The 13,368-nt window shown below is 42.8% G+C and carries 10 protein-coding genes, 1 rRNA gene and 1 other annotated feature; all 11 genes read left to right on the top strand.

What is annotated here, in order from left to right:
* Positions 1 to 177, top strand: a 23S ribosomal RNA gene (locus NCY30_RS10150); the annotation flags it as partial.
* 333 nt (positions 178 to 510) lie between these two features.
* Positions 511 to 2,091, top strand: a complete 1,581-nt coding sequence (locus NCY30_RS10145; protein WP_250818711.1) for a glucose-6-phosphate isomerase — start codon at positions 511 to 513, stop codon at positions 2,089 to 2,091.
* Between the two features lie 149 nt (positions 2,092 to 2,240).
* Entirely contained in the window at positions 2,241 to 3,536 is a 1,296-nt protein-coding gene (locus tag NCY30_RS10140) for a bifunctional folylpolyglutamate synthase/dihydrofolate synthase (RefSeq protein WP_179960975.1), read from the top strand.
* Complete coding sequence (gene folE / locus NCY30_RS10135; protein ID WP_207718633.1) at positions 3,533 to 4,090, top strand: GTP cyclohydrolase I FolE; 558 nt, start codon at positions 3,533 to 3,535, stop codon at positions 4,088 to 4,090. The genes NCY30_RS10140 and folE overlap by 4 nt, the downstream gene beginning before the upstream one ends.
* A gap of 22 nt (positions 4,091 to 4,112) precedes the next feature.
* Positions 4,113 to 4,634, top strand: coding sequence for an HD domain-containing protein (locus NCY30_RS10130; RefSeq protein WP_006428046.1), 522 nt, complete (start codon positions 4,113 to 4,115; stop codon positions 4,632 to 4,634).
* Positions 4,631 to 5,446 carry a dihydropteroate synthase gene (folP, locus tag NCY30_RS10125; protein WP_173818316.1) on the top strand — a complete coding sequence of 272 codons (816 nt, stop codon included), beginning with the start codon at positions 4,631 to 4,633 and terminating at the stop codon, positions 5,444 to 5,446. Before NCY30_RS10130 ends, folP begins: the two co-directional genes overlap by 4 nt.
* A 17-nt stretch (positions 5,447 to 5,463) precedes the next feature.
* A complete protein-coding gene (gene folK / locus NCY30_RS10120) occupies positions 5,464 to 6,285 on the top strand; it encodes a 2-amino-4-hydroxy-6-hydroxymethyldihydropteridine diphosphokinase (RefSeq protein ID WP_022415128.1) in 822 nt (273 codons plus the stop codon).
* Positions 6,286 to 6,349: 64 nt separating this feature from the next.
* Positions 6,350 to 6,994 carry a trimeric intracellular cation channel family protein gene (locus NCY30_RS10115; RefSeq protein ID WP_173732855.1) on the top strand — a complete coding sequence of 215 codons (645 nt, stop codon included), beginning with the start codon at positions 6,350 to 6,352 and terminating at the stop codon, positions 6,992 to 6,994.
* 128 nt (positions 6,995 to 7,122) lie between these two features.
* Positions 7,123 to 7,363 (top strand) — a binding site (T-box leader).
* A 64-nt stretch (positions 7,364 to 7,427) separates the two neighbouring features.
* Positions 7,428 to 8,453 carry a bile acid:sodium symporter family protein gene (locus NCY30_RS10110; RefSeq protein ID WP_006428050.1) on the top strand — a complete coding sequence of 342 codons (1,026 nt, stop codon included), beginning with the start codon at positions 7,428 to 7,430 and terminating at the stop codon, positions 8,451 to 8,453.
* A 207-nt stretch (positions 8,454 to 8,660) separates the two neighbouring features.
* The gene (locus NCY30_RS10105; RefSeq protein ID WP_173818318.1) at positions 8,661 to 10,757 is read left to right on the top strand and encodes an efflux RND transporter permease subunit; all 2,097 of its coding nucleotides are present in this window, start codon (positions 8,661 to 8,663) and stop codon (positions 10,755 to 10,757) included.
* A gap of 45 nt (positions 10,758 to 10,802) precedes the next feature.
* Positions 10,803 to 13,283: a hypothetical protein gene (locus NCY30_RS10100; RefSeq protein WP_250818710.1), complete on the top strand. Its 2,481-nt coding sequence runs from the start codon at positions 10,803 to 10,805 to the stop codon at positions 13,281 to 13,283.
* Positions 13,284 to 13,368: the final 85 nt, after the last annotated feature.

The following is a 13,368-nucleotide window of genomic DNA, read 5'->3' as shown; positions in this document are numbered from 1 at the left end:
TAGCCAAGCCGGGACGGGATAAACGCTGAAGGCATCTAAGCGTGAAGCCCCCCTCAAGATGAGATATCCCTACGTAAGTAGTAAGACCCCTTGAAGACGACGAGGTAGATAGGTCAGAGGTGGAAGTGTGGTAACACATGGAGCTGACTGATACTAATCGGTCGAGGGCATGACCAAGCAAGGTGATAGGTAGGATGAAAGAAAATATTTCTTGTATGCAGTTTTGAAGGTATATGAAAGATAAGAAGCAATCAACGGTATGTTGGTTGTTTTTTTGTTGCGTATTTATTAAGAAGCTTTACCAAGATTTAACATAAGTATAGTCTGTGAAAATGATACGGATCATACATATGGAAAATATGGCTATGATTACGGAAGCAGGAATAACAAATAATGAAAGGGCGCCATAGGAATTGTTATTATCGTTAAAATATGCTAATATTTATATAGAATGCGGTTTGGATCACAGACCAGCAACATATTTATTTTTTTAAGGAGGAATCTAATATTATGATTACCTGGAACAACTTAGATACCCTTACATCATTCAAAGAACTTGAGAACGTAGAACGTGTAGATCTTGTAAAAGCAATGGCAGGAGAAAACGGAGCCGAAAGAGTAAAGAATTACAGCGTTCCGATGGCAGAGGGACTTACTTATAACTATGCTGCAAAGCAGGTTGACGATAAAGTGCTGGCAGCACTTGCTAAATTAGCAGATGAAGCTCAGCTGACAGAAAAATTCGAAGCACTCTATAACGGAGAAGTGATCAATACAGGAGAGAAACGTCTGGTACTTCATCACATGACACGTGGACAGCTTGGAGAAGCGGTAGAGGCTGACGGAGTGGACAAGCGTACATTCTATACAGAACAGCAGGCTAAGATCGCAGATTTTGCAAATAAAGTACATGCAGGAGAGATCACAAACGGAGCCGGTGAGAAATTTACAACGGTTGTACAGATCGGTATCGGTGGAAGTGATCTCGGACCTCGTGCAATGTATCTTGCACTTGAGAACTGGGCTAAGAAGAATGACACATTCAAGATGGAAGCCAAATTCATCAGTAACGTAGACCCTGATGATGCGGCAGCTGTACTTAATTCTATCGATGTTGCACATTCTATCTTCGTACTGGTATCAAAATCAGGAACAACACTTGAGACATTAACCAATGAATCATTTGTAAAAGATGCACTGAAGAATGCGGGACTGGATGCTTCTAAGCACATGATCGCTGTTACAAGTGAGACATCTCCACTGGCTAAGAGTGACGATTATCTTGCAGCATTCTTCATGGATGACTATATCGGAGGACGTTATTCTTCTACATCTGCAGTTGGAGGCGCTGTATTATCTCTGGCATTCGGACCGGAAGTATTTGCACAGTTCCTTGATGGTGCTGCAGCAGAAGATGCACTTTCTAAGAACAAAGATGTATTCAAGAACCCTGCAATGCTGGATGCACTGATTGGTGTATATGAGAGAAATGTATTAGGATATCCAAGTACGGCCGTACTTCCATATTCCCAGGCACTGAGCCGTTTCCCTGCACATTTACAGCAGTTGGATATGGAATCTAACGGTAAATCTGTCAACCGTTTCGGTGAGCCGGTTAACTATCCTACAGGACCGGTCATCTTCGGAGAGCCTGGAACAAACGGACAGCACTCATTCTATCAGTTACTGCATCAGGGAACGGATATCGTGCCGTTACAGTTCGTTGGATACAAGAACAGCCAGATGGAAACAGATGTTGTGATCCAGGACAGCACAAGCCAGCAGAAACTTTGTGCAAATGTAGCTGCCCAGATCGTTGCATTTGCATGTGGTAAATCCGATGAGAACCGTAATAAGAATTTCGAAGGCGGACGTCCATCAAGCATCATTATCGGAGAGCAGGTAAATCCGGGATCTCTCGGTGCACTTCTTGCACACTTTGAGAATAAAGTTATGTTCCAGGGATTTGTATGGAATGTGAACAGCTTTGACCAGGAAGGTGTACAGCTTGGTAAAGTACTTGCAAAACGTGTACTTGCACACGAGACAGAGGGTGCACTGAAGGTGTTCAGTGATCTGTTGAATATCTAATAAATTAAAGAAGCAATCACTTGTTAGTGTGATTCAATAGTGGTATGATAGTGCTGTTAGGCAGAAATATCTGTTTGACAGCACTATTTTTTTGATGAAAGGAAAATAAAGACGTGACCTATAAAGAAGCAAGGGTATATTTGGACGAGATGTCGAAATACGGAAGTGTACTTGGCTTAGATACGATTCGAGGTCTGTTGCGTGAACTTGGGAATCCCCAGGATGATCTGAAGTTCATACATATTGCAGGAACGAATGGAAAAGGATCTGTGCTTGCATACACTTCAATGATATTAAGTAAGGCAGGATACAAAACCGGGCGATATGTTTCACCGACAGTCATTTCTTATCTGGAGAAGATACAGATAGATGGGAAATGGATCTCTGAATCAGAATTTGCAGAGATCATGGAAGAGATAAAAGAAGCAATTGACCGGCTTGTATGTAAAGGAGAACCTGTTCCGACAGTGTTTGAAGTAGAGACGGCGATGGCTTTTTTGTATTTTAAGAAACAAAAATGTGATCTGGTTGTATTGGAAACCGGTCTCGGCGGAGAGACAGATGCGACGAATGTAATTAAGAATACAGTTTGCGCAGTATTTGCAACGATCAGTGTTGATCATCTGGGGGTGATCGGAGATACCCTGGAAGAGATCGCACAGACGAAATCCGGGATCATCAAACCGGGATGTACGGTAGTGTCAGCAAGACAGCAGGAGAATGTCAGATTGATCCTGCGAAAGAAAGCAGAGAGTCTGAACTGTATATACACAGAAGCAGAGCCGGAACAGATGAGTATCGAAAAAGAAGATTATAAAGGACTTACATTTTCATATAAGAAATATACGAATATGCAGAACCACATTGCAGGAGAGTGCCAGAGAGAAAATCTTTCTGTGGCACTGGAAGTAATTGAAAGCCTCAGGAAGCTGGGATATCAGATTGAGGAAGGAGCAGTGAGGGACGGTCTTGATGCAACGAGATGGGCGGGACGTTTTACTTGTCTGTCTGAAGATCCGGTTGTGATCGTAGATGGTGCGCATAATGAAGATGCTGCGAAGAAGCTTAAGACATCCATTGAACGGTATTTTACGGGAGAGGAACTTATCCTGATCATGGGTGTATTTAAAGATAAAGAATATGAGAAGATCGTACAGATTCTGTGTCCGTCAGCAAAGCGGGTGTATACGGTAGATCTGCCGAATAAGGAACGTACACTGCCGGCAGAGAAGCTTGCAGAATGTGTAAGAGACTGTATGACAGAACAGTTGAGCGTGTACGCAGAAAAGAGTATTGGAGATGCTGTTGCAAAAGCGTACACTTATGCAACAGAAGACAGTGGGAAACGCGCGGTGATCGCATGTGGTTCATTGTCATATCTAAGTGAAGTAATCCGGTGTATGGAAAGATGCGTACAGAATCCGCAGAGAAAGGAAAGAATATGATAGATCATGAGAAGATAGAACAGGCAGTGCGGCTGCTTCTGGAAGGAATGGGAGAAGATGTGAACCGGGAAGGACTGATTGATACACCGGACCGGATTGCAAGAATGTATGAAGAGATATATGGAGGTATGGATGAGGATGCAGGAAAACATCTTTCTAAGACATTTACCGTTGACAGTCATGAGATGGTAATAGAGAAAGATATTACATTCTATTCGACATGTGAGCATCACCTCCTGCCATTTTATGGGAAAGCACATATTGCTTATATTCCGGATGGGAAAGTTGTAGGATTAAGCAAACTTGCCCGTACCGTGGAGGTATTCGCAAGAAGACTGCAGCTTCAGGAACAGCTTACCGGACAGATTGCTGATGCTTTGATGGAGCATATGCAGCCGAAAGGGGTTATCGTTATGATCGAAGCAGAGCATATGTGTATGACAATGCGTGGGATCAAGAAGCCGGGAAGCCAGACTGTGACAATTGCAAGACGCGGTGTATTTGAGACAGATCCGGTACTGGAAGAGAGATTTTTCCGGATGCTTGGACGATAAAAAGAAAGAGATACAGATGTAGATGAAAAGAGTAACAGAAAGACAAAAAGGGATGCCCCGTCTGAATGCGGTGGTGAATCATGAAGTGTATCAGACATACTATAAGCGTATCTGTGAATGTGAAACGGATAGGGTATTCTGTTGTCATCAGATGAACCATCTTCTGGATGTGGCAAGAATTGCTTACATTAAGAATCTGGAAGAAGGACTTGGATTCGATAAGGAACTGATCTACGTAGCGGCGGTGCTGCATGATATTGGCAAATCTTTTCAGTACAGACAGCAGATTCCGCATGAGATCGCAGGAGAGAGAATAGCAAGGCGGATATTGGATTCTCTTCCGACTGGTTTTACATTTACGGATGAAGAAAAAGCACTGATCTGTCTGGCAGTCAGGGGACACCGCAGACGGCATGAGCATATGAAGCCGATAGAGGAACTGTTCTATGAAAGTGATAAACGTTCCAGAATGTGTCTTTCCTGCATGGCAGAGAAGAAGTGTAACTGGAATGAAGAAGAGAAAAATATGGAGATAATAATATGATCATAGGTGGAAAGAATTTTGATACAGCAAATCATACATACATTATGGGAATCCTGAATGTGACGCCGGATTCCTTTTCCGATGGAGGAATGTTTAACGGAATGGATGCGGCAATTGCACATGCACACCAGATGGTTGAAGAAGGTGTAGATATCATTGACGTAGGCGGGGAATCTACGCGTCCGGGACATATCCAGATCACGGATGAAGAAGAGATTGCAAGAGTGACGCCAATTATTGAAGTGCTTAAGAAAGAATTTGATGTACCGGTGTCGATCGATACCTACAAAAGCCATGTCGCAGAGGCTGCACTTCAGGCAGGTGCAGATCTTGTCAATGACATCTGGGGATTAAAATATGACAAGAAGATGGCAAGTGTGATCGCAAAGTATCAGGCTGCATGCTGTCTGATGCATAATCGGGAAAAGGCGGAATATCAGGACTTTCTGAAAGATTTCATGGATGATATGAAAGAATGTGTAAGACTTGCAAAAGCAGCAGGCATTGAGGATGACAAGATCATCCTTGACCCTGGTGTCGGATTTGGAAAGACTTATGAGATGAACCTGGAGATTATCGATAAGATGGAGATATTAAATGAACTTGGATATCCGGTATTGCTCGGAACATCACGAAAATCCGTAATCGGACTGACGCTGGATCTTCCGGTGACGCAGCGGGAAGAAGGTACGATGGTTACGACCGTATATGGGGTACAGAAGGGATGTGCATTCGTACGCGTCCATGATGTAGAGAAAAATAAGAGAGCCATTCAGATGACGAAAGCAATCATGCGGGGACACGAAGTATAGAAAGAGTGAGGAATGAGATGAAACCGGACAAGATAAAGATAGAAGATCTGGAAGTATTTGCCAATCATGGTGTGTTTCCGGAGGAAAATGTACTGGGGCAGAAATTTGTGGTGTCTGCGGTTATGTATACGGATACCAGACGGGCAGGACTGACAGATGAACTGACTGCATCTATCCATTATGGAGAAGCAAGTGCATTTATCACAGAGTATTTGAAAAGTCATACGTTTAAGCTTCTGGAGAAGGTTGCGGAAGGACTGGCAGAGGAGATGCTGGTGCGTATAGCAGGTCTGCAGAAGGTGCAGATTGAGATCAAGAAACCGTGGGCACCGGTCGGACTGCCGCTTAAGACGGTCAGTGTAGAGATTGAGCGTGAATGGCATACGGCATATATTGCGCTCGGATCGAATATGGGGGATAGCAGAAGCATTTTGGAAGCCGCGGTACAGGCGCTGGATGAGATGAAGAATACAAAGGTGGAGAAGGTATCGACATTTATCACGACACCTCCGTACGGAGTGACGGATCAGCCGGATTTCTTAAACGGTTGTCTGAAGCTTTCGACATTATTATATCCGGAAGAGTTATTAAAAGAGCTGAACCGAATTGAAAAAGAGGCAGGAAGAGAACGAATCATACATTGGGGACCGAGAACACTGGATCTGGATATTATATTCTATGACGATCTGGTTGCAGAGACGGATGCTTTATGCATTCCACATGTGGAGATGCATAAGAGAGCGTTTGTACTGGAGCCTTTGCATGAGATTGCACCTTATAAACGTCATCCGGTGTATGGGAAGACGGTCAGAGAGATGCTGGAAGACCTCCGGAAATAGAATGACAGAGCATGAACAGGACAGTAAATTTACAAAAAATAAACGACAAGATGGGGAAAACAAGATGGATATTCAGGAGTGGATTATATTTGCAATCGAGCTGATCGGAACAGTAGCATTCTCAGCATCGGGGGCAATGGTTGGAATTGAGTGCAGCATGGATATATTCGGAGTGATCGTGCTTGGCGTGTCAACGGCAGTTGGTGGAGGTATGGTTCGTGATGTTATACTTGGGAAGGTGCCATCGGCACTTCTGCATCCGGTATATGTGATCTATGCCGTACTTGCTGCGGTACTTGTGTTTTGTATTATATATTTCCGCAGGAAATATCTGCAGGAAGGTTTTGGCGAGGTCTATGATAAACTTATGTTAGCAATGGATTCTGTAGGACTCGGAATCTTTTCGGCGATGGGAGTGACAAAAGGCATCAGCTGCGGCTATATTGACAATACATTTCTGCTGGTCTTCCTTGGAACAATGACGGGAGTCGGAGGAGGACTCTTGCGTGATACGATGGCAGGAGTTGCGCCGTATATATTTGTGAAACATATTTATGCATGCGCATCCATTGCGGGGGCGTGGATATGTGTGATCATATACAGAAGTTACGGAGAACTTCCGGCGATGGTGGTGTCATCACTGATCGTTATGCTGATACGTTTTCTTGCGGCTCATTACAGATGGAATCTTCCAAGGATCGGAGAGTAGAAATCCGGGAAGGCAAGGAGTATTTTGCAAGATGAGATGAAAAAATATGCAAAATCATGAAAAATTATACTTGACATTTGAAATGACAGGTTTATAATAAGGACTTGTAAAAAACACATATAGTTCACCGAAATTCGTTGAAGAGAACAATGCCGTATCTATCGTTATTTCACAGAGAGCCTGCGGTTGGTGGAAGCAGGTAATAAGCAGATAAGGATATCCTCTCTAAGAAGCGGGTTGAAAGCAATATCAAAGTAAACCTCGCCGGTATCCCCCGTTACAGGGAGCATGTATGATGGTACGTGAATGAGAGCTGTAGAAAGATTCTACAGAATTAGGGTGGTAACGCGGATAGATTTCGTCCCTTTTCAGAGTATATTCTGGAAAGGGATTTTTTTGGTGGACAGTGATTGCTTAAAGGAGGAGAAGAGTAATGAAAGCATTACAAAAAGTAAGCAAATTTTTATCAGACTACACGTCAATTGTTGTAATCGCAATCGCAGTGGTTACATTTTTCCTTCCGTCTATGATGGGCTGGGTAAATCTGGCACTGTTCACAGACATGGTATCGAACAAGTTCACATGTCAGTCTATTATCATTGGTATTATCATGTTCAGTATGGGACTGACACTTACAACGGAAGATTTTAGGATTCTTGCACAGCGTCCGTTTGACATTTGTGTTGGTGCGGTTGCGCAGTATCTGATCATGCCATTCCTTGCATTTGCGCTTTCAAAGGTATTGAATCTGCCGGATGGAATCGCACTTGGGCTGATTCTTGTAGGCTGCTGTCCGGGAGGTGTATCTTCCAACATCATGTCTTATCTGTGCGGCGGGGATGTAGCCTTTTCCGTAGGAATGACAACAGTATCCACACTGGTCTCACCGGTTATGACACCACTCATGGTATCTTTACTGGCAAGCGGTACACAGATTACGATCAAGGGACTTCCGATGTTCGTATCAATCATTGAGACTGTTATCCTTCCGGTTGGTGTTGGATTTTTATTAAATTATCTGTTGGGAAAGAATAAAACATTCCGGGAACTTCAGAAAGTTATGCCGGGAGTTGCTGTTCTCGGACTTGCATGTGTTGTCGGCGGTGTGGTATCTTCACAGGGAGCCAAGTTCTTCCAGTCAGGTGTTGTGATCTTCGTAGCAGTATTACTGCACAACGGACTTGGATATCTGCTTGGATATGGAGCAGGAAAACTGGTTGGTATGAATACGTCAAAGAAGAGAACCATTTCTATCGAAGTAGGTATGCAGAATGCCGGACTTGCAACGAATCTTGCAACTACAACTGCCCAGTTTGCATCTACACCGGAATCTGCAATTATCTGTGCGGTATCCTGTACATGGCATTCCATCTCAGGAACTCTGTTAGCCGGATTATTTGCAATGCATGACAAACGAAAAGAAAAAGTTGCCGGAAATGCAGAGGCAGCAGCACATTAAGCTGCTCTCGGAATGTGTGAAGCAATAAATTATAGAATAGAAACAAAAAAGAAACAACACGGGATGTGCTGTTTCTTTTTTTTATGTGCGCCAATATGGATAAAGATTATCAACGAAATAAAAAAATAATTTAAATAAAATATTGACTACCGGTCATTTTTGGCTATAATAATAAATGCATAAAGAAAATAAGAGGAGATGGAAAGAATGGTCAAAGTTGGCAAATGGATTGCCCGACACAGAATACTGATGCTGCTTATAGGAGTCTTATTAATTATTCCGTCAGTAATCGGCATCGCAAAGACAAAAGTAAATTATGACCTGCTGAGTTACCTGCCGGATCACCTGGAGACGGTAAAAGGACAGGATATCCTGGTAGATGAATTTGGAATGGGTGCATTCTCCATGGTCGCAGTCGAGAATATGGATATGAAGGATGTACAGAAGCTGGAAAAGGAATTTGAAAAAGTGCCGCACGTCCAGGATGTACTCTGGTATGACGATGTGGCAGATATCAGTCTTCCGACTGAGATGATCCCAAAAGATATCAGAAAAGCGTTTATCAATGGAGATGCCACGATGATGCTGGTATTGTTCGATGATACGACATCATCCGATAATTCCATGGAGGCACTGACACAGCTTCGTAAGATCGCAAATAAGCAGTGCTTTATCAGTGGTATGACGGGTATCGTTACAGATATTAAGAATATCGCAATGAAAGAACTTCCGATCTATGTAGTGATCGCGGCACTGTTAAGCCTGGTCGTACTGGAGATTACATCGGGATCATTTGTAGTTCCGTTTTTATTCCTGCTAAGTATAGGGCTTGCGATTTTATACAACCTGGGAAGTAATATTATACTCGGTGAAACGTCTTATATTACGCAGGCACTGACAGCAGTATTACAGCTTGGCGTAACGATGGATTATTCCATCTTCCTTCTGAATAGTTATGAAGAGAATAAGAAGAGATTCCCTGGCGAGAAAGAAAGAGCCATGGGGCATGCGATTGCCAACACATTCAAATCAGTAGTCGGAAGTTCCGTTACTACCGTAGCCGGATTCATCGCACTGTGTGTTATGACATTTGCACTCGGACGTGACCTTGGTATTGTAATGGCGAAAGGTGTTGTGATCGGCGTTATCTGTTGTGTAACGATCCTGCCGGCACTGATCCTTGTATTTGATAAGCCGATTGAAAAGACAAGACACAAATTACTGTTAAGCAACATGGATCGTCCATCCGCTTTTATCACAAAGTATTATAAAGTATGGATCGTAGCATTTCTTGTATTATTACTTCCTGCAATTTACGGTAATAATCATACAAAGATCTACTACAACATTGCAGATTCACTTCCTGCAACACTGAACAGTAATGTATCGATCAAAAAAGTAAAAGATGACTTTGGTACAAGTAACATGCACATCGTCATGATGGATAAGAACATGAGTGCCAAAGATAAGCAGCAGATGTTCAAGAAGATCGATAAAGTAAAAGGTGTAAAATGGACCATCAGCATGAGTTCACTGATCGGTCCTAGCGTACCGGATTCCATGATCCCAAAGGATGTCCGTAAGATGATGCAGAGTAAGGATTATGAACTGGCATTCGTCAGTACGAAATATGAATCCGCAACAGATCCGGTAAATACACAGATCAAAAAGATAGATAAGATCGTAAAATCCTACGATAAGTCGGGAATGGTCATCGGAGAGGCACCTTTGATGAAAGACCTGCAGGATGTTACAGATGTTGATCTGGTTAATGTAAATATTATCTCGATCGCAGCTATATTTGTAATCATTCTGATCATTTTCAAATCAATCTCACTGCCGGTAATCCTGGTAGCGGTTATTGAATTTGCGATCATGATCAATATGGCAATCCCGTACTATCAGGGAGTCAGCCTTCCGTTCGTGGCAAGTATCGTTATCGGTGCGATCCAGTTAGGAGCAACCGTTGACTATGCAATCCTGATGACGACAAGATATCAGAAAGAACGAAGCCGTGGAAAAGATAAGATGGAAGCAATCAGCATTGCACATAAAACGAGTATGCCGTCCATCATCAGCAGTGGACTTAGCTTCTTTGCTGCAACATTCGGAGTTGCCTGCTATTCTCAGGTTGAAATGATCGGTTCGATTTGTACATTGCTTGCAAGAGGAGCCATTATCAGTATGGTAGTCGTGCTTCTGGTATTGCCGGCAATGTTCATGATATTTGACAAATTAATCTGCAAGACATCCATCGGATTTCTTGGGAAAAAGGCAAAAGCACAGACAAGTGAAGCAAAGTAACCTGTTATTAACAATCCATGATAATTAAGAAAGGAAGCAGGAATTATGAATAAGAACAGAAAAATGAAACGAAAAATTGCAGCATCTGTAGCAGTCGGAATGTCAGTGATGATGGGTGTGACACCAGCTTTCGCAGCAAATGGAACTTCGAACAGCGAGGTATATAAAGAAGAGACGGTATATGTGAATGCTAAAGCAAGCGGCAAGACAGATAAAGTAACGGTATCCAACTGGCTTAAGAATTCAGGAAGTGTATCCGGAGATCTGGAAGACGAGAGTACACTGAGCGATATCAAGAATGTAAAAGGTGATGAAAAATATACGTCAGATGGAGATAAACTGACCTGGGCTACAGACGGTGAGGACATCTATTATCAGGGAACGACAGATAAGAAACTTCCGGTATCTGTTAAATTAAAATATTACCTGGATGGAAAAGAGATGAAACCATCTGAGTTAAAAGGAAAGAGCGGACACCTGAAGATCACAGTGGATTATAAGAATAATGAAAAGAAGAATGTATCTGTAGACGGAAAAGATACAGAAGTATGTACACCATTCGTCATGATGACAGGTATGATACTTCCGAATGAGACATTCAGCAATGTAACGATTGATAACGGCAAGATTATTTCCGATGGAAATAAGAATATCGTGGTCGGATTCGGAATGCCGGGATTAAAAGACAGCCTGAACTTAAGCAGTGAAGAAAGTGACAAAGTTACGATTCCGGAAAGCTTAAGTATTGAAGCAGATGTAAAAGATTTTACAATGTCTTCTACTTATACTGTTGCATTATCTGATCTGTTAGATGATGTGGATATGGACAGTATCGTAAATGTAGATGATCTTCAGAACGCTCTGGATGATCTGGAGGATGCGGCACTTCAGTTAGTAAGTGGTTCCGATACACTTGCAGATGGAGCAGGAACACTTGCAGATGGTGTGAACAGCTATACAGAAGGCGTTGATACATTGAACGCCGGCATCCAGAAATACCTTGGTTCTAACGGAGAGCTGAATGGCAGCGTCACAGAGTATGTGAATGGTGTAAACAAAGTTGTCAAAGGTGTACAGGATTATACAAGTGGTGTGAATACACTTGCAGACGGTGTGAGCAGTTATGTAGACGGCGAGAAGCAGCTGGCAGCCGGAGCTTCACAGCTGACACAGTTAAGTACAGGACTGAAGCAGGTACAAAGCGCTATCTCACAGCTTGAAGCTGCAACAGATGGTAAGGGTGCAACGACAGAAGACCTTCAGGCAGCATCCAAAGCACTGGCGGCAGGAACTGCACAGATGAAAGCAGCACTTGGAACAGAAGAAGTAAAGAGTCTGATGTCTCAGGTAAATTCTATGGTAACAACCGGAAATACGCTGATGAAAGAGACGAAGACATTAAGCGGAACACTTACGGAAGGTATCGAAAAACCACTTACAACAATCGGCCAGACATTACAGAGTATGCAGGAATCCTTGAAAAATATAGATGCAGCTCAGAGAGCATTACAGAATGCATGCAAGAATATCAATGAGGTAGTTGCTTCTGATAATCAGACGATTAAGGCTGCAAAGACAGCAGCGAAGAACAGTTCCGATTCTATTGCAGAATCCATAAAAACACTGGAAGCAAAGTATGCAGGAATCTCAGATAAGAATTCCGAAGAAGCAAAACAATTACAGAGTTCGATCATTGCACTGAAGAGCGCAAAGGCTTCCACAGATTCCGTACAGAATCTCAAAGAGTTAACAGGCATTGATACTACAAAGATGCCGACAATAGATGTAGATTCATTAAAAGCCGGTGCTGCAACGATCATGACAAATGCAGCTACATTGCAGAAATCTTCAGAAGCATTGTCAAAAGCTCTTCCGGAATTGAAAAAACAGTTGAAGAGTATCGAAGATGCAGAAGGTGTTCTTGCACAGGCAGGACAGTTAAGTACACTGACAGGAAGTGTAGATCAGTTAAATGCAGGTATGCAGGGACTGAACAGTGCGATCGGAACACTGCACAGCAATCTGGCAACATTGAATAATGCAACATCCGCTCAGTTCCCGACAGCAATCAAGGGAATCACAGCATTGAATAAAGGATTCGCACAGTTAAGTGGATATAATGATTCCTTAGTAGGAGGTGCAAACAAACTGAGATCTAACAGCCCGACACTGGTAGCCGGTGTGAATACTTTAAAGAGTGGAACCAATCAGCTGGCAAGCGGACTGAACACACTGGGAAGCCAGATGTCTTCCGGATCTGCAATACTTGCAGCCAACAGCGGTGCACTTAGAAGCGGAGCTTCCGAACTTCAGTCAGGTGCAAAAGAGCTTGCAGAAGGCATGGCAAAATTTGACAAAGAAGGAACCAGCAAGTTAAAGAGCACAGTAGAAGATGAACTTGGTGATGTAATCGACAGAATCGATGTGCTGACATCAGAAGATTGCAAATACAATACATTCAGCGGTAAGGATAAAGCAATGGATGGTAATGTAAAATTTGTGATTGAGACGGATGCGATCGAGTAAATAATATGAATATGAAATAAAAAGAATCACAGGTGGAAGAGGATGAAGTAATATGTTCCCTGTTAATTAGACGAGGGGCGTATTA

It is taken from the genome of Dorea sp. MB18-49 (assembly GCF_023669465.1).
Taxonomy (GTDB): Bacteria; Bacillota; Clostridia; order Lachnospirales; family Lachnospiraceae; genus Dorea_A; species Dorea_A longicatena.
The sequence above is the reverse complement of the archived record's forward strand: the minus strand, read 5'-3'. Positions and strand labels throughout refer to the sequence as shown.

Bases quoted from the DNA above. Each gene is read 5' to 3' on its own strand.
- NCY30_RS10145 (WP_250818711.1), top strand. From the start codon at position 511: ATGATTACCTGGAACAACTTAGATACCCTTACATCATTCAAAGAACTT.
- NCY30_RS10140 (WP_179960975.1), top strand. From the start codon at position 2,241: ATGTCGAAATACGGAAGTGTACTTGGCTTAGATACGATTCGAGGTCTG.
- folE (WP_207718633.1), top strand. From the start codon at position 3,533: ATGATAGATCATGAGAAGATAGAACAGGCAGTGCGGCTGCTTCTGGAA.
- NCY30_RS10130 (WP_006428046.1), top strand. From the start codon at position 4,113: ATGAAAAGAGTAACAGAAAGACAAAAAGGGATGCCCCGTCTGAATGCG.
- folP (WP_173818316.1), top strand. From the start codon at position 4,631: ATGATCATAGGTGGAAAGAATTTTGATACAGCAAATCATACATACATT.
- folK (WP_022415128.1), top strand. From the start codon at position 5,464: ATGAAACCGGACAAGATAAAGATAGAAGATCTGGAAGTATTTGCCAAT.
- NCY30_RS10115 (WP_173732855.1), top strand. From the start codon at position 6,350: ATGGATATTCAGGAGTGGATTATATTTGCAATCGAGCTGATCGGAACA.
- NCY30_RS10110 (WP_006428050.1), top strand. From the start codon at position 7,428: ATGAAAGCATTACAAAAAGTAAGCAAATTTTTATCAGACTACACGTCA.
- NCY30_RS10105 (WP_173818318.1), top strand. From the start codon at position 8,661: ATGGTCAAAGTTGGCAAATGGATTGCCCGACACAGAATACTGATGCTG.
- NCY30_RS10100 (WP_250818710.1), top strand. From the start codon at position 10,803: ATGAATAAGAACAGAAAAATGAAACGAAAAATTGCAGCATCTGTAGCA.